Here is a 26,369-nt window from a genome sequence, read left to right on the forward strand (position 1 = left end):
AGGTTGCTAGAGATACCAGCTTGAGACATCAGTGCTGGTCAGAGACGGTAGACAGCATCTAGGGTCGCCCTCCGGAGGCGGGAGCGCAGGTTCGAATCCTGCCGGGGGCACGTACAGCATCTACACAAGCAGCGTCTGCGGTCTGAGCAGGCGCTTCTTGTGTTTTGATCATGTTTTCGTTGATCCTTTCCGCCGTTTCGGCGATGTCGGGCAGTCGGTCTGCGGGTAGCCGGATGGCGATGTCGACGTGGTCGCCGTCGTCCCTCAGCCGCACGCTTAGTTGGGTGATCTCGAAGAGTCGTCGCAGCAGCGGTTCGGGCGCTTCGGCGAGGGTGAGCGCCAGGTGGGGCAGCGCGTCGAGCAACGCGATGTCCGCCGCGCCGGGGCGGCTGGGTTCGGCGTCGTCGGCCGCGTCGAGTTGGGTGATGGCGGCGAGGGTGCCGGTTCGTTCGGCTTCCAGGTCGTTGTAGGTGCCGCGTAGGGCCTTGGTGAAAGGATCGTCAGGGTCGCCGTCCTGGGCTTGGCGCATGATCGAGTTTTGGCGTCGGGTGAGGTCGGCGAGGGCGCGTTGGAGGCGTTCGCGTTCGGTGTGGCGTTCGTGGGTGGCGCGGTCGTCGATTCCGGCGATGTCGGCGGCGAGGATGGCGTGGCGCTGCGGCCCGAAGACGCGGTCGGCGAAGAAGCGGGTGACGGCGTCGAGGATGGCGTCCTCGCGCAGGTACACGGCTTTGGGGTGACCCGCGTAGGTGTCGGGGCGGCCACGGTTGTTGTTGCGCGGCCAGCACATGTAGTAGGCGCGTTCGTGGCGGTGGTTGCCGAACATGCGCCGCCCGCACGCGCAGAACAGCATGCTGCGCAGCAGGTAGGTGCGGCGGGTTTCGGGGTGGGTGTTGAAGCCGTTGCCGTCGCGGGAGCCGCGTTTGGCGGCTCGGCGGGCGTTGAACTCGTCGTACATCCACTTGGGGATCAGTGGCTCATGCGCCGGTTCGGTCGACCACACCCATTTGATCGGGTCGTTGACCTTCCCGTTGCGGGAGCGGGAAGCGCGCCGGTTGAACACCTGGTAGCCGGTGTACTTGGGGTTGCGCAGGATCTCGTAGACGCTCGTCTTGCCCCACGCACCGCGCGCCCGTGTCTTGCCCGGCGGTTCCGGTGGTGGATACCGAGTCGGGTCGGCGTTGAGCCGGTCGGCGATGGTGTCGTAGCCGATCCCTTCGTGGTAGCGCCACAACGCGATCTGGGTGACCGTCTCCGCGCGGACACCGTCGGGTTCGAGCCGGGTCTTGGTCTGCCCCTTGGCGGCCTTCGTCGGGTTGGGGTGCCTGATCGTCTTTGCCTTGTACCCGTAGCAGGGTTTGCCGATGTTCCAACCCTCGCGGACGTGCGTGCACAACCCACCCCAGGACTGTTCAAGGGTGTTGAGGACTTCGTACTCGGCCACCGACTGGTTGATCCGGCGCTGCAAGATCCGCTGCGCCCTGCTGCCGGACACGGTGATCGGCTCGTTCGCGGCGAACAACGGCACCTCGGCCCGCTCCAGTTCGCGTTCGATCGACAGACCCTCATAGGCGCGGCGGGCGACGCGGGAGATGGACTCGCAGATGACCACGTCGAATCGCCGCCCCGGGTGGGCGGCTTCGGCGAGTAGATCGGTGATGCCGCCGTCGCGGGCGATGGGGATGTCGAACCGTTCGTAGTCGGTGCCCTGCCCACGCGCTTCCAGTTCCATGCGCCCGGACTCGACGTCGTAGAAATGGGCGACGATCACCCATGACGCCGGGATCGCCGTCTTGCAGTTCCCGAGTTGACGCACCGCGGACTGACGCGGGTCCTGCTGGTCCTCTGTGGAGGTTCGACCGAGGAACGCCACCCGCACCTCGTCACGTAGCAACGCCACCGGCATCCCCAATGGCGAGACGGCGTAGTCCGACAGTCCGGACGGGCCGGACACCGGCACGCCCGCACGGCGGGTCAGTGCCGGTGCGGGCAGGTTGCCGGTCAGTTCATCGGGTGCGCTCACGCCGCTTCACCATCCTCGCCAGCATTGTCTGATTGGCTTCCGGTTCGTCGGGCCGCCCATTCGAGCAGTTCCCCAATTACCTCGGCGAGTTCACTTCTGACCCGCTCGGACTCCGGCCCGCTGATGCGATTGATTCGACCGGAATACTTACGCCTATCACCGCGATTCCGGTTCTGAATATACCACCAAACCGGCTGGTCAAGCCCGGTTCCGGGCAGACACTCCGGGCGATTGTCCGGCGGGTTTCGCGGGAACGGAATGATGACCACTTCTGGTTCGCTGTCAGAATCGTGCGGCATGTTCATCGCGCACCCCCAGCATCCAGTGGCGGCTTATTGGGGAGCGAGATCGCGAATACCGGCGCGAGACTCCCAGCAAGACTGGCGAGACCGGGCACGCTGGCTGGGTCTCGCCGCCGATCCTCACAGTCGCGACGGTCTCGGCGGCGTCTCGGCGCGGAACTCCTCCAGTGTGGTCAAAGGCGGTCGTCATCGGGATCGCCACCCTCGCAGCCAGTCCGCCGCCGTCGCCTGGTTGTCCCGGGCGAAGGTGGGCGCGTCGCCGGGACCATCCTGCTCTTCGTCGTCGTACTCGTCGGCGAGGTCATCTTCGTCGTCGGGCTCGGTGTCGGGCTCGGGGAGTCGGGTCAGCGCGGTCGGCTTGCCGTCCGGCTCGGTGCCGCCGATGGCCGCCGCGAGGTCGCCGATGCGCCGGCGCCGCCCGCCCGACTCATCGGATAGCGGCGACCAGACCTCGCCTGCTGGGCCGTCCGGATCGCCGTAATCCCGCGCCGCTGTGGCGATCGGGACCGGGCAGGATTTCGCGGCCAACGCCCGGCGCAGGTTGCGCTCGCGCCGCGCGCTGGCCACCCAGAACAGCACCATCCCGCGCAGCAGGCGCGCGGTGCTCAACCGGTCTCCGTAGCGGTCGGTGTCACGGGCGCCGCTGTAGCGGTCGAGCTTGTCGGCCACGATCCGCAGGGTCTCGCTGCCGGTGTCGTGTTCCAGGTAGAACCCCAGCGACGTGCCGTGCTGCCGCCACACGCCGTACCCGTCCGGCTGAACGACCACGTTGTGGTGCTCGCGCACCCACGCCTCGCTGTGCCAAGCCCGCAGCCCTTCGCCGTCCGACAGCGGCACCAGCCCTGGGCGAAGTCCCCGGGCGTAGCCGGTCAGGTCAGCGAAGAACTGGTTGGCCCCCAACAAGTGCCGCAGCGTCGGCGACTCCAGTACCCGGGTGATCCGCTGCGCGTGCACCGCCGGACGCGGCACTGAGCTGTCACGCCGCGCCGCCAGCAGTTCCGCCCCTCGATAGCCGAGCAAGTAATGGAACGGCGTCGAGCCACCCGCGGCCCGATGCGGCTGGGTCCGGAACAGCACCCCCAACTCGGTCAGCTCCCGCAGCCGCCGCTGCGCCCGCGCCTCCGACGGGAACGCCAGCGCCAACAGCTGCCACGTCGTCAGCACCCGATGCTCGGCCACCAAATCGAGCACCAACCGATCCCTGGGCGTCAGACGCGACCACAACGCGCCGTCCGGCTCCCCCTGCCGGACACGGCCCCGCCGACCGCCCCCGCCCACGGGAAGATGTTGACTACGTCCACCAAGTCGGGGAAGCGCCACCTGCCTACCAGCACCGCTCTGAACAGCGGGTTTAGCGGAGTTGGGGTGTGCGGATGCCCCTGCTGCTCTGGGAAACACCCCCGCCGCACCCGCAACCGAACCGCCGGACACATCCCCACCGGCATGAATGCCGTCGCTGTCAACCATGAGCCACCACCATCGTCGTCTCGACGCACAGATTCCCTATGCGTCTCTCGACTCCGGATTTCGCCCCTGTTTTGCAGACTCGCGGCCGAACCGTTACCAACAATCCTGGTCGCCGCGGCCGGCAAGGATCACGCTCGACGGCAACGCCCGCACGCGCTCTCCCGTTGTCTGTCATTGTCCCACCACCGTGCCGTCATCCGAAACCCAGCCCGCACACCTCTGAACTCCGGATTTCGGGGCCGTTTTGGACACGACACCCAGCATTGCGCAAAGAATCCTCGTCGCGTGAGACCACCCTCTCGCACCGAACACCCGGCTCATGATCGGTCACTCCGTCCAGGCATCTGATCAACCCTGACACCCAAAAGGCCTGATTCTGACCAGCTTTTCTGCACCGACCATGAAAGTCACGCAGAACGGATCTGGTGTGGGACTGTCACGCGCTGCTCGGTGTTCAGCGTCGCGCAGGAGGTTCGGGCACCAGGTGGCAGCCGGTCCATCCGGCAATGTCGGGTGGACCCGCTGCCGAGACGGAGTTCGCTACCGTGCCGGTCGGAGAGCAAGATCTGGTGATGGCCAAGTTGGTCGACCCCGGTGATCAGGTTGTCGAACCCGTACCCGCCTGCGATCTCGGTGACGATGCGCGCGGCGGTTGACCATTTCTCGTCTGGGGTCTCAAGAGCCCACAGTTGCCATGCCCGCGGGATCCTTGAATTCTGCTAGACCGCCTCAGGTGTCCCGGCCGGGGTCGGTACCTCCGGTGTTTACGTGGCTGGAGGGCTTGTGCCCTGCTGACCAGCGGTTCGCGGATGACAGCCGGTACGGACGGACAAGATGGTGTTGAGTTTCGTACCGAAGATGAGTTCGCCGCCATACTCGTCGTTGAGGGAGATCTCGTGGTCGCCTGGTTGGTCGATGACGGTGATCAGTTTGTTGAATCCATGGCTGCCGGCGATGTCGGTGACGATCTGCAGGGCTTGGGGCCACTTCGCGTCGGGCAGGTTGGTCTCGACTGCCCACCGTGACAGCCCGCGGGCTTCTTTGAGAGCTTGGTCGACATCTGGGTAGGCACGACACCCGGACCTGCTGATTTCGTCACGTTTGATCCACGGTGCGAGTCCGATTTCAGCGGATAGCCGTTCCCTGATAACCGCTCGCATGTCGTCATAGCGTTGGGTGATCTGATCGATGTCGGGGCGCGAATTCAACTCACGGAGCTGAGCGGCACTGTCGGCGCTGGTGGTGTTCATGGTGGTGGTGGATGACGGGCGTGCCGGTCCACATGCGGTCAATGCGATCGCTGCCGCGAGTGTGGCCGCGAACAATGGCATCCTGCGTTGGGGCTGGCGTGTCACCCGATTCTCCTCTCGTTGGTGTCGGCTCACAGGCGGGCACCGGTACCGGTGCCGCCGATGATGGTGGCCATGTTCCATTCGCTCGTGGTGTAGTTGTCGCCGCCGCGGAGGTACTCGCTGTGACCTGACGAGGCGTCGAAGTTACGGCCGTCTGGGGCTGTGTAGTCCTGTGTGGACATCTGGTTCATGTCTTGCATCCCATAAGGGGCCATGCCGTGGTGTTCAGTAAGGCCGACGTGAGTGACCGGGTCATCGAGCGCGGCCATGTTGTAGCCATGGCCTTGCGGGATGTGCAGGTCGGACGCGCGGTCGACACCGAGCCCCGGGGAGCCAAAGAACACGGCTTCGTCAACGCCGGTGTTGGGGTGATCTCGCAACGCAATGCCGGTGGTTAGTGAGCCGTAGGAGTGGCCGAGCGCGGTCAGGTGGGGGTCCGTGCGGCTGGAGGCGTTGACGCCTTCCATGAACGACGCCAGCCGGTTGGCCCCGTCTGTGGCGCGGTCGTCGGAGAGCGAACCCGCAGCGTCCACGATGCTGTCGGTGGTTGGCGGCTCGTAGTTCAGCCAGGTCACCACCGCGACCGTCTCGTTCGGCCTGCCCGCGCGATCGAGCTCATCTTCGGTGCGCTCTCGAAGTTCGTTCATGTCGTTGTCGTAGCCGGGCATGTTGCCTTCGACGCTGGAGTTCATACCGGGAGTGAAGACGGCGACGTGATTGGCTGTTGAGACGTCGCCGATCGCGACGGCGGCGCGGGCGCGCTCGCCGGATGTATCGAGCACGAGCAGGTGTCGATCACCATTTGCAAGCATCTTCTCGATGTTGTCGAGCGATTTGAGTCTGGCCATGGCGCGGTCGTACTCGACGGTGTCACCGGATGCCTGGGCGCGGTCGCGTTCGGCTTCGAACCGGGCTCGCTCGCCGGGGATGCGGGCGCGGTTGGCTTTGTCGCGGTCGGCCGGGGGCACCCCGTCGAGGTTGCCGATCAGGTCGGGCCGGTTCGTCAGTATCCATGCTTTCTCACCCGGGCCGAGGCTGGCGTACCAGCCGGCGTTGTCAGCCGGGGTGCCTCCGCGCGGGGGTTCGATCATCGATAGGTGCCCCGCGTCGGCCCCGGCGCTGGCGGCTGCGGTCAGGCCACCGTCACCTGCGGCGTTCACCTGGCCGTCGAGGATCTTGTTCAGCACGTGACACAGGTCGGAGTCGATGTCCTCGGCGCGGCGCACGACCTGTTCGACCCGGTCGGTAAGTTCGGCCTTCATCTGTGCACGGTCGCGGCGGCCCTCTTCGCCGCGTGCGGGGTCCGGGCCGCCGTTGTCCCACACCGTGTTGTCATCGAAGATCCGGAACTGGTGGGCCTCGGCCAGGTAGTCGATCTCCGAGACAGCGTGGGCCAGGCCGCTGACCGCGTCAGCGGTCTCACCCATGGCCTGACGCAGCGCGGACACCTCGGCCACATCGTCCTCGATGCCCTCGCGCAGCAGGGCCAGCCGCTGCGCGGCAGCAGCCGATGTCTCACCCGCCCAACGTGGGGTCATGCCGGCGCCATCCAACTCGTCAGCCAGACCCAGGAGCGCGGTGCACCGGCCGTTCAACTCCCCGGTCGCGGCATGCAGCGACTCCGCATCCCAAGTGCGAATCTCACCGAAGTTGACCATCAGGACGGCCTCGCGTTCCCGGTGGTCCCGCTGATCACCCGGAAGTCCCGGGCCGCGGCGTCCTCGTTGGCCGCGTAGGCGTCTGCGGACTGGCTGAGCGCGTCGGCGTGACCGCCCATCGTGCCGCACCAGTAGTCCTGCGCCTGCCGCCACCGCACACCGACTCTGGCAACCAAATCGGTGCTCCGGGAACCGAGCATCGATAGCCGAACCCCGTCCAGCACGCCCGCCACATCCACCGCGCGCCGCTGATCGGCAGCCGACCTTGCCGCCCGCCCGGCGGCGCGGATCTCCTCGATCGCAACGTCGTACCCGCTCACGTCCCCACACCCTCCCCGTCGATCCCCCACTCACCAGGGGATCCCCGGCGAGGCGACCCACATCGATCACTTCCCGCGCATCGCTTGCGTGGCAACGCAAAACAGACGTGGCTATAAGCCGATCACCGGGGGCGCGGTGATCTCGTCGGTGCCGAACAAACCTTCCGGGTCGGCCTCGACCAGATAGTCGGGGCTCTGGTGCTCGATATCGTCCTCACCGGAACCACGCCCACCCGCACCCATACCGCCACCCATCCCGGCCGCGCCCGCTCGACCAGCCCCGCGACCCGCCGAGTTCCCGCCCGCGGCGACGGTGCCACCAAACGGGGACGCGCCCGCGCGACCACCCGCTCCAGGCCCACCCGCGCCAGGTCCACCGCCAGTGCCTCTGCCGCCAAGCCCGCCGGACGAACCGCCCGGACCGCCTGGCCCGACACCTCCGCTACCCGGGCCGCGGCCGGGGCCGCCCTGTCCGAGTCCCCAATGCGGAGATTCGGGTCGTGGCCCAACACCTGGTTGGCCGCTCGGATTCAGGCCCGGTCCACCGCCAGCAGGAGCGACGATCGGGCCCGCACCCGACGTGCTGGTCTGGCCCGGAACCCCGGAGCCACCCTCGTCGGTTTGTCCGCCGGACAGACCGGACCCACCGCCGAGCCCTCCAGGACCGCCTGACGAACCATCGCCGCCCGTGCCACGCCCGCCCGAGCCTCCGCCGGACCGATCGCCTGAACCGCTCTTCCAGTCGGTGCCGGTGGTTCCGCGTCCATCGCCGGGTTTCGCGGCGGCCGGTGCCGGGGCGAACGCCGGTGCGGCCGATGCCGTCGCGGTCAGGGTCTGGTCGTAGGTCCGCACAGCCTGCGCGGCCTGCCGGTGCGCCTCCTGCTGGGCCGCGGCCTGCTGCTGATTCTGCTGGGCCTGCTGCGCGTAGGCGACCGGATCGGTGATCGTCTGCAACTGCTGCGCCGCGGCACGCGGGTCATACGGTGGGTTCGGTGGCGGCGGCACCGTGTTCTTCGCCGTAGCCAGGGCCTGGGCTTGCTGGGTGCCGACCGTCCCGGCGAGCTGCGAGGCCCTTCCGGCCTCCCCGGACCTGTTGGCCACCCGGGCCATCGCCTGCCGGGCCCCTTCTGCGGCGGTGCCCGTCCATGTGGTCTCGCTGCTGCCGATCGCGTTGGCGACCATGTCGCCGAACCCTGTCAGCCTGTTGCCGACCTTGATCCACGCCTCGCCCACCGAGCCGACCGCACCCGGGTCGACCCCGTTGTTCACCGCATCCCACAACTGCTGATGCGGAATGCCCTCGTAATGCACCCCGGGCGCGCCCGGCGCCGACCGGGTCAACGTGCCCTCCCGAAGGTGCAGGGCCTGGGCGTCGAGCTTGTCGTCGGTGTGGCTCAGCGCGTCGAGCATCCCCATCAGCGGCCCCAGGAACGGCCCGTACCGCGCACGCCCTTCGGCCGCGATCTGCTCGCGCAGCTCGTCCACCGTTGGAGCCCGGTCGTATTCCACGATCCCGTACTCCGACGCCACATCAGACGGCGGTCTCTCCCCACCCATCCCCGAACACCCCCTACGACTCCGGCAGATTCGGCTCGATCAACTTCGCAGCCCGCAACGCCAAGTCACACGCCACGTCCTGGTCACCACGCAGCTCACTCGCTTGGACATCCACCCGCGACGACGCCGTGACACCGATGAACACAAAACAACCGCCGGTGTTGGTTCGCATCTGTTTTGCCTGACGCGAACCGATCGCGACATCCGTTATTGGCCCTTTTACTACGACTCCATCGAGGCCGACGTTGGTCCGAATGCCTGGGGTCAGGTTGCTGTCAGGAAGCCGCAATCGGCAGATTCGCGCGGTGCCAGAACCCTCAGATCCCAAGGTTTCCGTAACACCGAGGGCCGATTTGTCGGCGTCTGTGAGCAACTCGCACGGGTCGGCGTCGGCCAACGAATCGACCTTCGTCGCAGAACTGGTCGCTGTCGGGCTCGTCTTGGTCTCGGACTTCCCTGTCGTCGTGGTCGTCACCGGCACCGGAGTGCCAGGCGACGACGCGTCAGCGCAGGCAGTCAGCCCCAAACCGCCCATGGCCAACGCCGCCGCGACCGCGATGTTCCAGACTGTCTTACCGGTAGTCGATATCACGTCGCTGATGTTCCTGTTCATGATCCCGCAGCGGTGATGCCGCTCGCGCCGGTCTGGTCGCTGTCCTGGTAGCTGGTCATGGATTTGCGCAGAGACGCCTCGATATCGGCCAGATCCTTTTGCAGGCCCTTCATGAACGGGATGAAGCCCTGGACCGGGTCAGTGGCGATGGTGGCCATGAACGGCTTGTACACCAGCGCCGCTGGCGTCTGCCCGAGCGCGGGTTCCTGCGCGAATCGGTCCGCGCTGTCGAGTGCATCACTCACGTCGCGCAACATCTCGACGACCGCGTCGATCATGACTTGGACGCCGGGCCCGGACACGGTGAAGCCCTCGTTGGATGCGGCTTTGAGTTGCTGTGCGGCGTCGTGGATGCCGCCGAAGCTGTCCCAGAACCCGATGGTCACTCCCCACACCTCCCCTGTCTACCCAGAGTGAACGGTAGCAGCCGGTGCCGCCCAGCATGCCCGGTTCAGACGAGCCGCTGACGCCGCACGGTTCCGCCCTGATCAGGTGAACTTGGCGACCAGTCGGTGGATGTGGTGCTCGATCCTGGCGAGGTCGGCGGGTAGGTAGGTCACGTGCGGTCGGCCGTCGGGACCAGACGTGGTGGTCACCGCGTAGCGGCCCGCGTCGGTGTCGATCCAGGAGAGGGTCTCGCTGGGTCCAGGCCTACCGACCCTGGCGTGTGTACCGATCAGGAATGAGCCGCCACCGCGGCGGGGTCGGGCCAGGATCCGTTGTGCCGCTTGGTGGTCCGCCCCGGCGTGGGTACTGCGTGGGTGTGCCCGTTGCAGAATCGCGGCTGGCGCAGGCGTTGCTGAGGTGAGCCGACTGGTCACGGTGACCGAGCTGCCCGGCCCCTGTTGGAGCGGCGGGAGGGTGGCGACCAGGGCGCGGATCAGGCTCTCGGCGGGCAGCAGCCGGAAGGCGATGTGTTCTTCCCGCAGTGTGGCGAGCACGCCGACGCGGGTGCCGGGGACGGCGAGGGCGGTGAGCTGGGTCCGGTCGACCATCCCGTTGACCGCGATGGACACCGGCCCTGTGGCGTAGACGCGGAGGATCCGTTCGAGGTCCGGGTCGAATCGGTCGCCTTGTACGAGTCCGCGCTCGGTCAGGGTGGTGTTGACCGCCGCGAACAATTCGGCTCGGCCGACCCCGCCGAATCGCGGGGTGGTGAATGGGAACCGCCACACGGGCAGGTCCAGCGCCGCGCCCAGCGCGTCCAGTTCAGCGAATGAGCATTCCAGCCTGGCCATGCCCGGCATCGTGACACACACCGATCATGCGCATGGTCGATCAGGCGATCATGAGATTCGCCCGATCGTGTCGTTCAGGGTTGATGGTCGGGTGGCGGGCCATTGACCAATGCCGCCAGGCAACGGGCACACAGCCTGATGTGCGAAGAGTCGATGGGACTGTCGATGTCGTCGACCAGCCATGCGCCGCACACCGCAGGCCCGACTCGCTGCCCGGCGATGTCGCGGACCACGACGGTCGCACCCTCGGACACCCGCAGGTGAGCGAGGGAGGAACCGAGGCCACTGCGGCCCCAGCGGCGGGTGTCGGGACTCACCTGCGGGCAGCCCTGGTGGTGGTTCCCAGCGTGGCGCGTAGCGCTTTTCTTGCGCGGTAGGTCAGAGCGGACGCTGCGTTCGGTGTCAGGGCGAACATCTCGCCGATCTCGATGGAGGATCGGCCCTGCACGGCGCTGGCCCACAGGACGTCTCGCCACCGCCGGGGCAGTGCGGCGAACGCCCGCCGTACGGGATGTGCCGCGAGCCTGTCCACCACGGCATCGGCATGATCGGCAACCACCGGCATCGCCTGGACCGGCTTGTCGGTGTCGATCTCCGCCGGTTGGCACCGGGCGTTGCGCCGCGCCGCCTCATAGGCGGCCGACCGCACTGCGGTCAGCAGGTAGGCGCGGAAAGCCAGCGGACGGGAGCCGGAGCGGATCGCGTTGAGCACCCGCATGAACGCGTCGGCCACGAGGTCGTCGCACTGCGATGGATCCCGGGTGAACTGGGTCGCGTACCAGTACGCGACCACGCGGTGGCGGGCGAACAGCTCGCCGTAGGCGTTGAGATCACCGGTGCCGACACGGTCGACCAGGTCGCGGTCTGCGTCCGGGGGCGGGGTCACGACATCCCGCCGGGGGTGTTCACCTGGAGCGCGTGGCTGTTCGACGTGGGGCGGAAGGTGAACGGCCGACGCTGCTCCGGCGGGACACGGCAGCACTCCGGGGCCGCCATCAGGTGCAGCAGCGCGTTCGGCGAACCAGGGTCGGCCAGCGTGAGCACCGCGCGCAGCGTCCACACGGCCGTGTGCCGGTAGACCCAGTTCACCCACTCCGGGTCGAGCACGTCCATGTCCCGGCCGTTCGGGGTCGGCGTGCGGAACGCGATCGCGTCTCCCTCCGACCGAAGAATCACCACATCCGCGCAGTAGGGCCAATGCCACACCGCCGCGATCAGCTCCGGCCTAGCCCGGTCGCGGCCGAAGAAGTACAACGACCAGTTCCGGCGACGCAGCTCATGCAGCCAGAAATCCACCGTGCTCGGATCGCTCGAAGATGCGGTCGTCATCGCCGATCCCGCAGGTCGCGGACGATGTCTCGCACCATCAACCCGAATGTCACCGCAGCGACAGCTCCGAGGAGCGCCACCACCCAGTCGTCGCCGCCTGCGCTCACCAGGGCTTCCGCAACGCTCAGCGCGTTGGTCATTGCCGCCTCCCGTTTGTTCTCCACCGGTAGCCGCCGAGTGCGGGCGAGCGGTGGTGACGGATGCGGTCGGCATGGCTACTCCCAGTGCCGACCATTTGGTGCAATGATGCGCCTGCACTACAGCAAACGCAACCTATGCATTTTCAATGATGACGTTTGCTGTTGAGCTTGATGACCATCCAGATCACAGCCACACTTACGTGGCTCCGCAGAGGAGTTGAGGAAGGATGCTCGACGTGGCGACCAAGAAGCAGACACCAACGGTGCGGTTGCGCCGCTTGGCTGCCGAGCTACGCCGCCTGCGCGCGGCCGCGGAGTTGAGTCGGGAGGAGGTCACCGAACGCACCGGGATCAACACCGCCACGCTGTATCGGATCGAGACCGCCAAGACCCGCCCGCAAGCCCGAACGTTGAAGGCGCTGCTGGACCTCTACGACGCCGACGACGAACAACGCCAGCACCTGGTGACCCTGTCCAAAGAGGCCACGAAACAAGGCTGGCTGCGGCCCTACCACAGCGACCTGCCCGAGGAATACACCGCGTACATCAGCTTCGAGGCCGAGGCCAGCAGCGTCCGCAACTACGAGTCGCTGTTCATCCCGGGCCTGCTCCAGACCGAGGCCTACGCCCGCGCGGTGATCGCGGGCGTGTTGCCCAACGCCACTCGTCAGGACATAGAAGATCGCGTCCAGGCCCGGATCGAGCGACAGCAACTCCTGACCCAGGACGATCCGCTCAAGCTGTGGGCGATCGTGGACGAGGCGGCCTTGCGTCGAGCCGTCGGAGGCCCCTCGGTGATGCGCGCGCAGCTTGCCCATCTCGTCGACATCGCGACCCTGCCGCACCTCACCCTGCAGGTGATCACCTTCGAGTCCGGCGCCCACACAGGCATGCCAGGATCGTTCGTACTGATGGATTTCCCGGACCCATTGGACACCGACCTGATCTACATCGACAGCATGGCCGGAGACCTGTTCCTGGAAGCAGATGCCGACGTGCGGCGATTCAGCTCGATCTTCGACAACCTACGAGCGACGGCCGCCAGCCCCGACGACTCGACCAAACTCATGGCACGACTCGCAAACGACCGAGAGTGAGGAGGCAGGACCACCATGCAAACCAATGACCTCTCGCACGCCGTATGGCGGAAGAGTTCCCGCAGCAGCGGAAACGGCCAATGCGTAGAGGTAGCCCTCATCGGGCCCAACACCGCGGTACGCGACTCCAAAAACCCTGCGGGGCGCGTTCTCGTCGTCGGCGCTCGTGCGTGGAACGCGCTCTTGTTGGCGTGGCCGCGGACATAGGGCCGATCGGGCCGCAGTCCCTTCGGATCGACTGCGATCACCGGCCTGCCTGGCTCGGCGACCAAGATCGCATGCCGAGCCCCGCGTCAACGCCCCTGATGCCCCGACCAGCTACACCCGGCAGCGAGGTCCCCGGCCTGCAGGCCGAGTTGCGCACCGCGTCCACTCGCTGACCGGCACGCGGAAGGAGCGGGCGTTTGCCGCCGAGTGGTATGCGGCTGCCAGTCAGGTCGTCTACCAGCTCGCCTACGACCTGGCCTCACTCACCGTCGAGCGCTTACGAATGGGCCACTACCACTCCGGTGACGAACTGGCCGTCCTGGTCCGCCGCACCGCGGTTTCTCGAACGCCACCGCCAGCCGGAACGATCGCGCTGCGCCTCAAGTCCGGGCTGGCCGCCGCCCGCGCAGACATCCAGTCACTCGCGGACGCACGCTGGCCGAGGCGCGCGAAACGCCGAGCGGATCGGTGACGACCGCGACATCACCGGCTCTGCCTCGAACCGGCCAACATCCGGCATCGAACGGAGGATGGTCAGCAATATCCTCCACCGGCACGGTGTCCCGATGCGGCGGCGCGGCCTCTCCCCCGAGCAGGCCGACGACGCCATCCGCCTCTACAACCTCGGCTGCCCCCTGGCACGAGTCGGTGGGCACCTGGGCGTCGACCACACCGCCGTTCTGGCCATAACTGCGGGAACGCAGCGTCCCTACCCGAGACACCACCCACGGGCGCCCACGGGCCTGAACGGACCACTCGCGCTTTCTTACGGTTCGGCGCGGGCGACCATTGCGAGCCATTCATTGGGGCAGGCAGCTGGTGGCGGACGAACGCCAGGATTGGCTCCTGACACAGATCAGTCACCAATGCCCTAGCCCACATTGTCCGAAGCTCGAAGATACGTGATGCCGAAGGCCTTGAGCTCACGGTACTTCTGGTACCTCATAGCGAGGTCGAACGGGCTGTCACTCATGCGCTGGAAGATGTCGAGGCCGCGCCCGAGCAGGATCTTCCAGCCGGTGTCGGTGCTGATCGAGCGGTCGTGGATCGACTGGGGCTCGGCGAACTCGACGTCGAAGACGATGCCGAGCACCGCCGCGCTCTGTTTGATCTGCACGAGGTACTCATACTGTTTCTGCAGCTTCTCCGGACCGTCCTGGTTCTCGACCGTGATGAGCCTGAGCGCAACCTCGTCCGCGGGGTCCTTGCCACGCGCGATCGCCTCGGTGAGCTCCATCAGGTTCCTGGCCTGGTGGAACATGCGCACGTAGGGGTCGACGATCGTGATCTGCGAGGCGCCCTGCAAGTATGGGACGAGCAGTGCGTCATAAGAGACGCCACGCTGACCTTCTTGGTACTCCTGATGTCCTTGGAACAGTTCAGACTCGCGCAGCGCGACCTTGTCGGGGCCAGCTGTGACAGCGGATTCCGCGCCGGCTCCCAGCGGGTCTGCGTTTGCCGGTGCCTCATCTGGCTCAGTGCCGGTGCGCATGCGGTGGTAATACCGGGGGTACTCGTCCTCCTCGAGCGTAGCGACGGCGTACCAGGTGCCTTCCTTGTCGAGATAGCCGAACTTCACCTCGGCCATGGTCGAGTCGATGCGCAGGATCTGGTCCTTGACGCGCTTACGTCCCTCAATGGCGAACCGAAGGATTTCCTCAAGCTCCTTGCGAGTGGCCTCGCCGCCCGGATAGAGGATCTTCATCAGCCCGGAGAACGTCTTGTGGACGCTATCGCGGTCACGGGTCGAGATGTCGGGTGACAGCGTGAAGTGCTGCTGGTAGCGGTCGGAGTAATCCTGCGAGCGCATCGACTTGAGGACTTCTGCGATGTAGTCGACGACGAACCCGTAGCCGTCGGAGAACATCTCGCCACGGATAATGTCGACTTCCCAGCCGGGGATGTAGTGGTGCAGACGGTCAAGGTAGGCCGGGTCGTGGTAGGCCTCGGGCAGCTCGTCGAACAGGTCGGAGTTCTTGAGCATGTACGGCACGGTGTGCGAGGTATTACCGACGAAGACCATCGAGGCCTCGGCGCCTAGCGTCTCGACACCACGGGAGAACGACTTGTTCGCCATGTAGTTCTTCATGATGTCGACGAGCGCCTTGTCAGTGCGCTTCTTCTTGCCAGCGAACTCGTCGAAGGCGACGACGTCCCAGTACCCGACCAGGCCGATGCGTCCGTTGGAGTTGTTGACGAAGAGCTTGGGGACGGTGACCTCACCTCCGGAGATCAACATCCCGTGGGGCGAGAACTCCGAAAAGATGTGGGACTTCCCGGTTCCCTTGGGTCCGAGCTCGACGAGGTTGTAGTTGCGCTCGACGAACGGGATGAGGCGCACGAGCTGGAAAAACTTCCCTCGCCTACCGAACAGCTCAGGGTTGAAGCCGATCGACTGCATGAGCAGGTCAATCCACTCGGTGGTATTAAACCCGCGACGCGCCTCGAGATACTGGTCAACGTCGAACTTCGACAGCTGGATGGGCTTGATCGAGCCGAGGATCCAGGGCACGAATCGCTGGTCGTCGCTGTGGAAGTACTCGATGTCGCAGATGCACCACACGCCACCAACCAGGAGCTTGGGGTGGGCCTTGATCGTCGAGGACTCGACGATCACACCCTTGATGCCCAGGTTGGCGAACTCGGCCTCGTAAACATCGGCCCTTTCGTTGAGGGTGACGGTGACCTTATCGATGATCCGGTGCTGACCACGTTCCTTAATCGTGGACTTGACCAACTCTGACTCGCTGCGATTCACGTAGTGCTCGGCGAGGATCTTTCGCACGGTGTCGATGCCGGCCTGGATGGTGGCTTCGTCGTCGGAGGCCGCGTACTGGCCCAGCAGGTACTCCAGGACGTACGACGGCACGATGGCGTTGCCCTTGACGGCCTTGACCAGGTCCTTGCGGACGACGACACCCGGGAACAGAAGGTTGATCTTGTAGTCGAGGTCGCTCTGCTGCGGTGCGCCGCAATCTGGCGTCTCGTTCTCGATCTCGCTCATTCGGCTCCCTTCTCTCTAGAAGTCGAAGTCCGACACGAACGAACGCTTCAACGTGTAGACCGCTTTGGCAAAGACCCGCCACTGGTTGGTGTTGGGGATTCGCTCCTCCAGGCGGAACTCCACAGCCCGGTTGTTGTAGTCGCTCGACTCCTGGATGAGCAGCATCCGCGCGCTCTGGTAGCGGTCGCGCTTGTCGGCCGAAGTCTGGTCGAAGGTCAGGTCGACGAGGTTCGAGATCAGCGTCTCGCCCACGTAGAGCCCAGCGCGCAGCGTGCGAGGCTGGACCTTGTCGCTGACCGGCTCGGTCTGGAACAGGCGGACGACGACCTGCCCGGTCGTGATCTTGTCGGACTCGGGCCACACCTCGACGTTGACCAGTCGGGTATCGCTCTTGCGCTTCTTGTTGACCGCCAGTACGGGCACGACGATCTCCTGGAGTGTCGCCCCACCATGGACGAACCGTGAACCCCCGCCAGCCAGTCGCAGGCGGTGGATCGACTTGGGAATCTGAACTTCCAGGTCGCTCTGGAGCCCGAGCTGGGCTGCCTCGAAGGTGGCGAAGGCGTTGTCGACCTTGAGGCCCCTGCCCAGTACGAAGCGCCGGTTGACGACCTTGATCTCGTCGCCTTGCGGCTGAGTCGACAGGAAGAACGTGTCGGCCAGGGCTTCGTCTTGAAACAGGAAGCCGTGGTCAGCGGTGATGAAGATGTTGGTGGCGTTGGCGCTGGCCAGCTTCTTCACCAGGTCGACGATGTCACGCAGAGTGTCATCGACGGCCTCGAACACCTGGCGTTCGGTGCCGGGCTTGTCGCCTACGGCGTCGATCCGGTTGTGGTACACGTACAAGACCCGGTTGGCCTTGTACAGCTCGCGCCGCTCCTCGGCGTTCAGTGCCTTGAAGTCCTCGGCCTGAATCGCCGCCCCACCGACACCCTCAAGGATCTTGCCGCGGAAGGCGGTGTTGTTGGTTGGCTGTTCGTCGGCCAGCACAGTCTTGGCGTCGACCGAGTGCCTGAGCGTCGATTGCGGCAGCAACGCCGCCATGCCGAGCTGGGTGTAGCTCGGCACTACCCCGAGGACGGCCTCCAGATTGGCGTCAAAGCGGTCCTCCTGCCGAATGAGCGACCCGAGCTCGTCAGCCACTTCGTACCGCATGGCATCGGAGATGATGACAACGGCCTTCTTGTCACCGTCGCGCACCAGTGGCTCGACGTAACGGGAGTAGAAGTCGGTCTGCGAACGCAGCGCGGTCGAGCGCCACTTCTCGACCTGGTCGACCTGCTGCTGCCACTTATTGCCCAGCTCGTAGACGAACTTGTTCGTGTAGCGCTTCTCGACCTGCTCGCGCAGCGCCTCCAAGGGCTTCGGGTACTCGGCAGTACGTGTGGCATAGACGAACTGCCGGTAGAGCTGGTCGATGCGGAACCACTCGCGCCGATAGCGCTCCAACCCGTCATCGAACGACTGCATCCCCAGATCCAGCGAGGCCAGCTCGCCCAGCAACACCGAGGCGCTGGCGACGGCCGTGTAGAGCTGCCGGTAGCCGTCGATCCACACGCTGCTCTGCCGCGCCCGCACCACCTCGCCCACCTCGCGTGGAGTGACAGTCTGCTCGGCTACCGCCCGCGCCAGATCGCTGATGATCTTCTGGTCGATCTCCTCGAACAAGTCGACGGCCACCAGGTCACGGTAGCTCGCGACCTCGACCGTCGACTTGTAGTCCAGATCGCGAGCTGCCCGTTTGGCGAGCGTGGCCATGGCGTCCTGACTGCGCCGGTCGTGGCGCAGGCTGGCGAAGTCAAGCTGGATGTTCTGCAGCCCACCAGGCCGATCGGACTTGAAACCGTCGATGGCCTTGCGGAAGATCCACAAAACCAAGTCGTCGATGCTCGGCGACGCGGACTCGTAGCCGTAGATGCTCGCGACGCCTCGCCAGTAGAAGTCGTCGAGACAGAAGTCGACGAGGGAGTCGAACTTGGTGCGAGCCCCTTTCGCGTTCTCCGTCAGCAGCGTCCTAGTGATCTCCAGCAGGCTGTGCTCGCGCTGACCAAGCACGACGGCGCTGATCTTGGCTCGCAGCCTGGCGGCATCGTCCTCCGAACCCAGCAGTGCCTTGAGGCTCTGAACGCGCTTGGCTGCATTGAAGAACTTCTCGTGGGCCTGGACAACCTCGTCGATACCCTGGCCGACCAAGCCCAGGTCCTGCGTCACTAGAGCCGTGCGGTCGGCCGTGAAGACCCCATAGGCCAGCTCCAGGTCGAGCAGCCAGTTCCCAATGCCAGTCGGCACCGGACCGGACCGGTAGACGAGAAACTTGCCCTCCGGCTCGTCGTGCAGCAGCCGGTTCTTGATACGGAACTCGTCATTGGAGACTCGGATCGTCTGGACGCCCGACAGGTCGAGACCGTCCAGATCCGCGGCGTACTGACCATCCGGGTCGTGCCAGAAGACAACCCGGCGGCTATCGAACCAGCGCAACAGGTGCGGGCGGACCGTGGTGGCGTCACTCATCGCTGGCCTCAAGACCGACGATCTTCTTCAGAGCGGCACCGAACTTCGGGTAGTTCGCCTTCACGCCGTCGTCCAAGTTGAGAGCCAGTTGGCGGGAGGCAAGTGGATACACCACGTCGTGCTCGTACTCTTCGAGCTCCAGTAGCACCTTACGCAACCGGTCGGCCTCCTTTTGGGCAGCGGCCTGCTGACGCGGCGTAGCGCTACCAGCAGCCAGGCGCTCCTGCTGCTGCAGGCTCGACGAGAGCTTGGCTCGAAACTCGCGCAGGTACTCGTTGAGCACCGTCGAGACCGTGGACGGCGTATAGCGGTGCATGTAGATCAGCGCATTGAACGAGCCCTTCGGGCTGGAGAAGAGCCAGTAAATCGGACGCTTCTTGTACCGCTGGACGTGATCCTTGTAGAACGACTTCACGAAGTAGTCGCGGACTTCCTTGACACCGAGCGACTCGGTCACGAAGCGCAGGTTCTCCTCGAAGTGCTGCTCCCCGAAGGCCACCCGGAGGAACATACGAAAGCGCGCGACGATGTCATCCTCGAACCAGTCACCATCCACTATGGGGATGACGTTGTCGTTGTCCGGCGCGAACGCAGGGCTAGGCACCTTGGCCAGGTAGTCCTGCACCGTGGCGCCATGATCGGCCAGAATCAGGCCCGGCTCGTCGAGGCTGTAGCGACCGAACATACAACCCACAGAATACGAAATCAGGTCACCAACCGAGTCCGAACGAAACTCGCCAATCCCGCCTTCGCCGCGCCCACCTGATTCATCAAAATAGTTTCCTGTCAAAGTCACAGGTCGCTGGCGCGCGCCATCGGCCGGATTGGAATCCCCCAAGAAATAGTGACCCTCGAAGAACGAGTCGATCTCAGACTCAATCTGAGCAAGCTCAACACATTCCTCCTTTCGGCAGCGAAATGAGGAATCGATCTGCGTGGACAACCCGCCCAGATTTCCAATAATCGGTGATTTCTTAAAGTTCCACGATGTCTCATTCCGATCCCAATCCGCTCGCGATATATCAATGGCACGCTCAACCTTCTTCTGCAGGTCGGCAGCATAGACGAGATCTTCAAGCTCGGCGATCATTGGCATCTCTAGGACATTCTCTACCTGAAATGTAGACGTTGGATTCAAACATTTCATCAAATATGTTCCAGTGGTTGAACCGAGCAGACCCAGCAGGGTCAAGAGAGTTTCTCGTCTCGCGGGAAACACACCCGATCCGGCGACGTCCCACAGGAACCCTGCCGGATAGTAGCGGGGTGCAAACTCATCCGATGACCGATAACTCCAGCTCAAATACTCACGAAAGTAGAACTGGCTGTTCGTCGACCGATTGCGCACGAAATCGTCGCCCCTATTTGACCAGTTCACCACATGCGACTGCGCGCCGTACCAACGTCGCGGCTCTCCGCCCTTGTTGTAGGGAGCCCACCGCTTCGCGGAGCCCCACCCACTCTCTCCATTCAGCTCGATTCGGTCGAATGGCACCTCGTGCCAGAGGCGCAGAAATCTCGAGTTCGAGCCTGTGATCATCCCTTGAATCGCCGGAGCCACGCTTTCAACCGGATCGGAGTGTGCCAAAACATTCCGCGCATCGGCTCCAAGCCAGTAAATTAGTCGACTGCCTGGGAGCGGTAGGAACATCTCCGCCGACCTCAAGTAGCACGCATCATCCGGCCCGCTGCGAACGACTCTAGCGAGTGCATTCATCTTCGCTTCAGCCGCTCCGAGGGTGGTCAAGCGAATATACAACCCCTCGCGGGCGGGCTGCGAGTTGTTAGCAATAACGAAAGCGACGGTAGACACAATCTCACCGGTCACAGAATCAAAGGCTCTCGTGCCGAGGTGTGCGAGCACCTCCGTAGATGTTGTCGACAAAATTCGATGCCTCAGCTGCTTGCTGGTTGACAAGAACATCCAAGAATGCATCGTGATCATGGCAATCAGACCGCCAACGGCCGCCATTTCAATTGCGCGCTCAATGAAGGCTGCGTACAGATCGGAGGAGCTGACTGGATACTCGACCTTCAACCATTCATTCACCATGCCGCACATATTTTTTCCGCCCATGTACGGCGGATTTGTAACAATAATGTGATACCGACCACTTAGGCTCTCAGCCTGGAAAACGACGCGATTGGCCCGGAAGAGAACATCGGCGCGGAGAAGATCGTCTGCATCGTCGAGGGTAGCGAGGTGACGACCAAGCCGACGGGACAGTTCGCGATCAGGCCGGATCAACGACCCCGCAGTATCGGCGTGCTCGAATTGGTTCCAGAAGACAGACTCTGCCTGTCGGTCGCCACCGCCTGTCAACAGGAACTCAATCTCATCCTGTGCGAAGCAGATCGCGTCGAGGACGCAAACCTTGGGCTCAACCTGATTGGTAAAGAACGTGCGCTGCTTAGCGCGTGCCTTCATGGTCAGGGCGAAGGCTGCCAACGCCCCAGCTCGCGGATCGATCTCCACGCCGTAGAGGTTGTTGGTCAGGATCAGGCCGGGGATCTCGGCCGGAGCGTAGCCCTCTTCCTCGTAGATGGCGTACAGCAGGTCGAAGGCGTAGGTCAGCATGTGCCCGGATCCACAGGCCGGGTCGACAATCTTGAGTTCCTCTGGACTGCTGACCTTGAGGTAGTCGGTCTCCTCGTCGACCGGGGCGATGTAGTACAGCATCTGGTCGACAAGCCGTGAGGACGGCCGGTTGAGCATCCACAGGCGGCCAAGGGAGTTCTCGACGAGATAGCGGACAATCCAATGCGGCGTGAATAGCTGGGTAGCTGCGGGGATCTCATCGGCGCCGGCCTTCTTGTTCTTCTTGAAGCCAGCGAAGACCTCGTCCTTACGCTCCGAGATGTAGAATTGGTACAGCCAGCCGATGACCTCGACGTCCTGACAGGCGTCGATCGTGAGCACTTTGACGGCACGGCTCGGCACCGAGTCGTCGGCCAGCAGATTGGCTGGAATGAGCAGCTCGGTGAAGTCGCCCTCCCGCTCGAACATGAACGGCATGGCGCGGTTCCAGTAGCGGCAGTGGTCCGCAAGCAACAGGGCGTAGGCCTCGCCCTGAGCATCGTCGCTTCGACGGGTGCCGTTGAGTAGAGCCGTGACCGTCTCGCGGGTCTTGGTGCCGACCACCGCGGCGTCGATGTTGCCGCGCTTGGCTTCGGCCAGGATCTCGGCCTGACCGGACTCGATGCCGGACTGTGGCGAGACGACCCCGACACCGGTGTAGCCGTTGGCGTCCATGAAGCGCAGGGCGATGATCCGGTTGAACCAGGTGTATGCGACCCGGTCGGCGACGGCTCCCTTGCCCTTGTCGCCGCCACCGGCCGCCGTGACAGCCTTCTGCAGAGCTTCTACGGCCGCGGGTTGCTCGACCCGCTCGGGCGAGGCTGGGGCCAGCACAACGGCGATCCGGGCCGTCACCTCACGGATGAGCGCCGTGCGTGCCCAGGTGGCGAACGATTTCAGCGGTGCGGTTTCCATCAGAGAGAGATTCGCTTTCCGTCATTCAGGGTCTGGACGAGTGCCATGCGCAGGGCGTCGAGGTAGCGGTCGACGTCCTTCTCCGTTTCCAGCACACCCGAGACGCCGGTAGCCGAGATGGTCTTGACCGACACGGTCTGCTTCGGAGGAGGAACGTCGTCTCCTCCGTCACCCTGTGTTGACGCGGCCAGCTGGTCGACCAAGCTCGGGTAAACGGACGCCTCGAAGCTCGAGCCGATCTCCCGGATGAGGGCGATCTGGTTCTGAGAGCGGACACGGGAGATCGTCTGGTCGACCCGGCGCAGCACGCTCTCCTGGGCGTCCGGTGTCGCCTTGGCGTAGAAGGCGCTCGCTTCGATCTCGGCCTTACGCCCCTCGATAGCCTCGACGATCTCGGTGCGATTCGACGTCACGACCTCGTCGATCTGGGCGCGTATCTGGTCACTCGCCTGTTTGAGCTGGGCCATCTTGTTGCCCCGGAAGGCGTTCAGGTCGTCCAGTGCGGCGCGCACCGCGGCGTCGCTCCCAGACGGCAGATAACCGAGGTTGCTGCTGTGGGTGGTCAGCAGATCGGTAGCCTGGTCGTAAATGGCTTTCTGGCCACCGCTGAGGAATGCCCGGATCGGGTCGATCGTGCTTTCCTTGGCGTCGAGCAAGTCGTCGCCAAGGTTGAAGTCGGTCAGGTACCAGTCGTCGGGTTTGCCGACCACCTGGTCGAGTAAGGCGATCGGAGTGGAGAGCTGGGCCACGAACGGGTACGTCGAACCCGTGATGGTCGCGTTGAGCTCGTCGCGCTTGGCCTTCAGCTTGTCGGCCCCGCTGTGGGCAAGTTCCAGCGGGTCCTTGGGGGTGTTGCCCTCGTCGAAGAAGTCGGTGCAGAACTTGCGGAAGGCGGCCACCTTGCGCTCGTCGAAAGTCTTTTGGGGAGACACCACGGCGTGGGCGTGCTTCTGGGTGTTGCGTAGTGCCGTAGCGACCTCGGAACGCTTAAGGACGTTGCCGTCGACCGTGAGCGTGACCTTGGAGGTGCCGATCAGGTAGGCGACCAGGACCTCGATCGAGGCCAGGTCCCAGCCATAGGGCTTGGCCGTAAAGCTGTCGACGATGATCTTGGTCGTGACCTGCTCGCCGAGCGTCTCCTTGCGGAGAACGAACGACAGCACTTCCTCCGCCGGCGCGTAGAGCTTGCTGGCGGTCTCGGCATCGAACAACCCACTGTCGGGCTTGACGGCCGAGGCGACCTGCTGCTCGCTGTAAGTCGTACCGCCAAGCAGCTTGAGCTGGGTGTAGGTGCGGCTGATGAGGTCCTGGAAGCCGTCGGTCACCCGAACGAGCGCGTCCTGGGAGCTTGAGGTGATGTCGGCGGCGTTGATGACCAGAGTGGACTTGCCCACCGAGGCCCTCGCCCGCTCGATGAGCTCCTTCCCGCGGCCGATGTTCTGCGCACCCTTGGTCTGCAGGATCTGGACCTCGACGGCCGAGATCGAGCTGCTCTGTTTGCGCTTGATGTACTTCTCGGTCTTGATCAATAGCCGTATATCCGCGAGGATCCGGGCGTCCGGCTCAAGGATGACGCGCAGCTCGTCCTTGCCCGCGCTGTGCATGCGGATCTCATCGGGCGAGTACGGGTACTCCGGCGAGATGAAGTGGACCGCCAGCTCGCGCTGCGGGCCATGGGCCTGGTCATCGAGCTTGAAGCCAAAAGGGAAGTCCTGGCCGTTCTTGGCGTAGCGGATCTTGTTCGTCTTGATGACGTCGCCCGACAAGATCTTGAACAGTCGCCCGCTGATCTCGGAGGCGTCGATGTCGACGTTCTTGATCTCTTCCACGATGACCTGTTCTTCGTTGGTCAAATACTCGTAGGCGTTGCCGTTGCGCTGAATGTAGGTCTGCGTCTCCAGCACGGTCAGCGCTTCCTTGACCTGGTCGGAGAGCGCAGGAAGGTCGAGGCCGAGACGATCGTAGACCAGCACCGTGAGGTTGCGCGGGGTCGCTTGGAAGCCCTCGACGTACTTGACCAGGAACAGCGCCTTGAGCAAGCGAACCGCCAGCGGATTGTCGACGTTGCGCTCAGCGACGTCGATCGAGCGCTGGGCGGCAGACTTCAGCGAGGCGCGGATGCCGGCGAACATGCTGTCGAACGTCGCGAGCTGGCCGACCTCGACGTTGCCGATGTCCTTGGCGACCTGCTGGACGACTCCGAGCATTGAGCGCTCGCCTACAGAGCTGTTGCGCCCCTCGAAAACGTTGTGGTCGGAGATGCCCTCAATCGCAGCCTGAAACAGCGGGAACTGGTAGCTGACGAACGGGTAGGTCCCGACGAAGTGGGCCTCGTCCGTGTAGTTGCGGTAGGTCTTGGCCCCGTCGACGAAGTCGAACAGCGTCTTGAAGTTGGCGTGCTGGTCGGCGTAGATCGTGCTCAGCTCGACCACACCGGCGTCGTTCTTGTCAAGCAGACGTTTGCGGATGACCTCCTCGACATCGGCGCTGGTGAGCTTAAGGCGGGTCTTGAAGCGAGCCTGGATCTTGGAGAAGTCGTTGCCCTGCTGCCTCGTGCGGTCGCCGATGACCTTCTCCATGTCCTCCTGCGAGGTCACAAACACCCATGCCCGGCCGGAGCACTTGGTGTTGAGCGACTCGGCGATGGTCTGCAGGTTGAGCATCAGTTTGGTGTCCGAGCCGATGAACTGACCGACCTCGTCGACGAAGAAGTTCAACCGGAAGACCGGGTCGCCCTGCTTGTCCAGCCATGTCTTGACCTCATTGGCGAAGTCCTCGATCGAGACGGAGTAGGAGGCGCTGTACTGCCGGATGATGCCGTCGGCGGTCCCGCTGTTGATCTCGGCGAAGGCCCGGTCGATGCTCGGGCCTTCCAGTGCGCTCTGCTCGCGCCCTTGGGTCCAGGGGATGCCGGAGATGCGTTCGAACGCTGCCTGGAAGGCCGCGTACTGACCACGGTTGTCCAGATCGCGCTCGAACCGAGCGACGTGGCCCTGGTTGCCGTAGTAGCCGCGGCTCTCGTCGAACACCTTGACGAACACCTTGAGCAAGGCGTCGGTTTGGTCCTTGCTGATCAGGGTGGCCTTTTGGTCGATGTTGAACAGCAGGCTCTTGGCGGGGATACGGTCGGCCTTGTTCAGCAGGCCGGGCAGGAAGGCATCGGGGGTCTTGATACGGAAGCTGTCGGAGACTTCCCGGCGCGGGTAGTCCTGGCCTTCGACGTCACCCAGCAGGTGGGCGAGCATCTTGAGCATGTGCGACTTACCGGAGCCGAAAAAGCCGGAGATCCACACGCCGTTGGTGTTTGTGTAGGACGTGTACTCCTCGAGCAGGTTCTCCAGGCCGTTCGCAGCCTCGTTGGTCAGGACGTACTCCTCGACCTCAGTGCCCAAGTGTGCGACGTCATCGGCCTTGATGACGCCTTCGATCGGGCGCTGGATGTCCTTGGCGAAGATCTCGCTGAGCTGCATCGAGCTCATGCCTCCTGTTCCAGGATGTTCTTGGCTCGGTAATACTGGTCGTCCTTGAGCCGGCCGAACAGCACCAGCGAGGAACCCAACGTGTCGGACTGCTCGTAGCGGCCTGGGAAGAACATGAGCATCGGCTTGCCCTTGACTACCGACTGCAGGTTATTCAGCACGTTGTGCGAGCGGATGTGCGGAAAGACCTCGCCGATCCCGGTGAGGAAGAAGATGTCGAAGTCGACCTGCGCGAGCCGGTCGCGGATCACCGGGGCGATATGCAGTTGCGGATCGAGCATCCCCTGGAGCATCTCGCGGAAGTCGGCCTTGTCCTGGCCTGGCTCGATCGCAAGGATCCGGTCCCAGACGCCTCGCTCCCGCAGGAGTTCGACAGACAAGTCGTAAAGGTTGATCTCGAACACGGTGATTCCCGCGTTGGACAGCCGGTTCTTGATGCGCTTCTTGGCTGCCGCAACAGCGAGCGCGTCCTCCGGCGGGTATGGGTAGATGAAGAACGGGACTTCGTTGCTCAGGCCTTCCATCTGCAGGAACCGCTGGCCGCTGAGCACCGCAAATAGGTGGTATTCCTGCTGCGGCAGA

The 26,369-nt window shown here is 64.4% G+C and carries 21 protein-coding genes and 1 pseudogene; 3 read left to right on the forward strand and 19 right to left on the reverse strand.

The features are described from left to right. Positions 1 to 58 precede the first annotated feature (58 nt). The 14 genes from BN1701_RS20230 to BN1701_RS35835 all read right to left on the reverse strand — a co-directional run bounded on the left by BN1701_RS20230 (position 59) and on the right by BN1701_RS35835 (position 11,996). Positions 59 to 2,020: a recombinase family protein gene (locus BN1701_RS20230; protein ID WP_082859951.1), complete on the reverse strand. Its 1,962-nt coding sequence runs from the start codon at positions 2,018 to 2,020 to the stop codon at positions 59 to 61. Further along, positions 2,017 to 2,325: a hypothetical protein gene (locus BN1701_RS35830; protein ID WP_157368125.1), complete on the reverse strand. Its 309-nt coding sequence runs from the start codon at positions 2,323 to 2,325 to the stop codon at positions 2,017 to 2,019. Before BN1701_RS35830 ends, BN1701_RS20230 begins: the two co-directional genes overlap by 4 nt. Positions 2,326 to 2,508: 183 nt before the next feature. Beyond that, positions 2,509 to 3,513 (reverse strand): replication-relaxation family protein, encoded by a 1,005-nt coding sequence (locus tag BN1701_RS20235; protein WP_054051175.1) that lies wholly within the window; start codon positions 3,511 to 3,513, stop codon positions 2,509 to 2,511. A 683-nt stretch (positions 3,514 to 4,196) separates the two neighbouring features. Further along, positions 4,197 to 4,496, reverse strand: coding sequence for an LppA family lipoprotein (locus BN1701_RS38270; protein WP_082859953.1), 300 nt, complete (start codon positions 4,494 to 4,496; stop codon positions 4,197 to 4,199). 57 nt (positions 4,497 to 4,553) lie between these two features. Beyond that, the gene (locus BN1701_RS20240; protein WP_172803290.1) at positions 4,554 to 5,144 is read right to left on the reverse strand and encodes an LppA family lipoprotein; all 591 of its coding nucleotides are present in this window, start codon (positions 5,142 to 5,144) and stop codon (positions 4,554 to 4,556) included. Positions 5,145 to 5,170: 26 nt separating this feature from the next. Next, complete coding sequence (locus BN1701_RS20245) at positions 5,171 to 6,679, reverse strand: alpha/beta hydrolase (protein ID WP_172803291.1); 1,509 nt, start codon at positions 6,677 to 6,679, stop codon at positions 5,171 to 5,173. Between the two features lie 119 nt (positions 6,680 to 6,798). Then, on the reverse strand, positions 6,799 to 7,119 hold the full coding sequence (locus BN1701_RS20250; protein ID WP_054051180.1) for a hypothetical protein: 321 nt from the start codon (positions 7,117 to 7,119) through the stop codon (positions 6,799 to 6,801). A 111-nt stretch (positions 7,120 to 7,230) separates the two neighbouring features. Further along, positions 7,231 to 8,676 (reverse strand): hypothetical protein, encoded by a 1,446-nt coding sequence (locus BN1701_RS20255; protein WP_157368126.1) that lies wholly within the window; start codon positions 8,674 to 8,676, stop codon positions 7,231 to 7,233. Positions 8,677 to 8,689: 13 nt separating this feature from the next. Further along, positions 8,690 to 9,289, reverse strand: coding sequence for a DUF3558 family protein (locus BN1701_RS34465; RefSeq protein ID WP_082859955.1), 600 nt, complete (start codon positions 9,287 to 9,289; stop codon positions 8,690 to 8,692). Next, a complete protein-coding gene (locus BN1701_RS20265) occupies positions 9,286 to 9,675 on the reverse strand; it encodes a hypothetical protein (protein WP_054051186.1) in 390 nt (129 codons plus the stop codon). The genes BN1701_RS34465 and BN1701_RS20265 overlap by 4 nt, the downstream gene beginning before the upstream one ends. Positions 9,676 to 9,777: 102 nt before the next feature. Then, positions 9,778 to 10,527 carry an ESX secretion-associated protein EspG gene (locus tag BN1701_RS20270; protein WP_172803292.1) on the reverse strand — a complete coding sequence of 250 codons (750 nt, stop codon included), beginning with the start codon at positions 10,525 to 10,527 and terminating at the stop codon, positions 9,778 to 9,780. A gap of 313 nt (positions 10,528 to 10,840) precedes the next feature. Then, positions 10,841 to 11,413: an RNA polymerase sigma factor gene (locus tag BN1701_RS20275; protein ID WP_054051191.1), complete on the reverse strand. Its 573-nt coding sequence runs from the start codon at positions 11,411 to 11,413 to the stop codon at positions 10,841 to 10,843. After that, a complete protein-coding gene (locus BN1701_RS20280; protein WP_054051194.1) occupies positions 11,410 to 11,856 on the reverse strand; it encodes a hypothetical protein in 447 nt (148 codons plus the stop codon). Before BN1701_RS20280 ends, BN1701_RS20275 begins: the two co-directional genes overlap by 4 nt. Further along, positions 11,853 to 11,996, reverse strand: a complete 144-nt coding sequence (locus tag BN1701_RS35835) for a hypothetical protein (RefSeq protein WP_157368127.1) — start codon at positions 11,994 to 11,996, stop codon at positions 11,853 to 11,855. Before BN1701_RS35835 ends, BN1701_RS20280 begins: the two co-directional genes overlap by 4 nt. Positions 11,997 to 12,232: 236 nt before the next feature. On the opposite strand from BN1701_RS35835, the gene BN1701_RS20285 reads away from it, so the two are divergent. The 3 genes and pseudogenes from BN1701_RS20285 to BN1701_RS38000 all read left to right on the forward strand — a co-directional run. Then, positions 12,233 to 13,093 (forward strand): helix-turn-helix transcriptional regulator, encoded by an 861-nt coding sequence (locus tag BN1701_RS20285; protein ID WP_197672237.1) that lies wholly within the window; start codon positions 12,233 to 12,235, stop codon positions 13,091 to 13,093. A gap of 15 nt (positions 13,094 to 13,108) precedes the next feature. Then, complete coding sequence (locus BN1701_RS34470) at positions 13,109 to 13,300, forward strand: DUF397 domain-containing protein (RefSeq protein WP_082859957.1); 192 nt, start codon at positions 13,109 to 13,111, stop codon at positions 13,298 to 13,300. A 515-nt stretch (positions 13,301 to 13,815) separates the two neighbouring features. Next, a pseudogene (locus tag BN1701_RS38000) lies at positions 13,816 to 14,047 on the forward strand (hypothetical protein); the annotation flags it as partial. A 124-nt stretch (positions 14,048 to 14,171) separates the two neighbouring features. Here the strand turns inward: BN1701_RS38000 and brxL are convergent. The 5 genes from brxL to BN1701_RS20315 are packed head-to-tail and all read right to left on the reverse strand — an operon-like array spanning position 14,172 to position 26,338. Beyond that, positions 14,172 to 16,304 carry a BREX system Lon protease-like protein BrxL gene (gene brxL, locus BN1701_RS20295; protein WP_054051199.1) on the reverse strand — a complete coding sequence of 711 codons (2,133 nt, stop codon included), beginning with the start codon at positions 16,302 to 16,304 and terminating at the stop codon, positions 14,172 to 14,174. Between the two features lie 15 nt (positions 16,305 to 16,319). Then, entirely contained in the window at positions 16,320 to 18,815 is a 2,496-nt protein-coding gene (pglZ, locus tag BN1701_RS20300) for a BREX-1 system phosphatase PglZ type A (protein ID WP_054051201.1), read from the reverse strand. Continuing rightward, a complete protein-coding gene (gene pglX / locus BN1701_RS20305) occupies positions 18,808 to 22,308 on the reverse strand; it encodes a BREX-1 system adenine-specific DNA-methyltransferase PglX (protein ID WP_054051203.1) in 3,501 nt (1,166 codons plus the stop codon). Before pglX ends, pglZ begins: the two co-directional genes overlap by 8 nt. Continuing rightward, a complete protein-coding gene (gene brxC, locus BN1701_RS20310) occupies positions 22,308 to 25,787 on the reverse strand; it encodes a BREX system P-loop protein BrxC (RefSeq protein WP_231949657.1) in 3,480 nt (1,159 codons plus the stop codon). The genes pglX and brxC overlap by 1 nt, the downstream gene beginning before the upstream one ends. Beyond that, entirely contained in the window at positions 25,784 to 26,338 is a 555-nt protein-coding gene (locus BN1701_RS20315) for a DUF1788 domain-containing protein (protein ID WP_231949658.1), read from the reverse strand. Before BN1701_RS20315 ends, brxC begins: the two co-directional genes overlap by 4 nt. Positions 26,339 to 26,369 lie beyond the last annotated feature (31 nt).

The organism is Alloactinosynnema sp. L-07 (assembly GCF_900070365.1).
Lineage (GTDB): Bacteria > Actinomycetota > Actinomycetes > Mycobacteriales > Pseudonocardiaceae > Actinokineospora.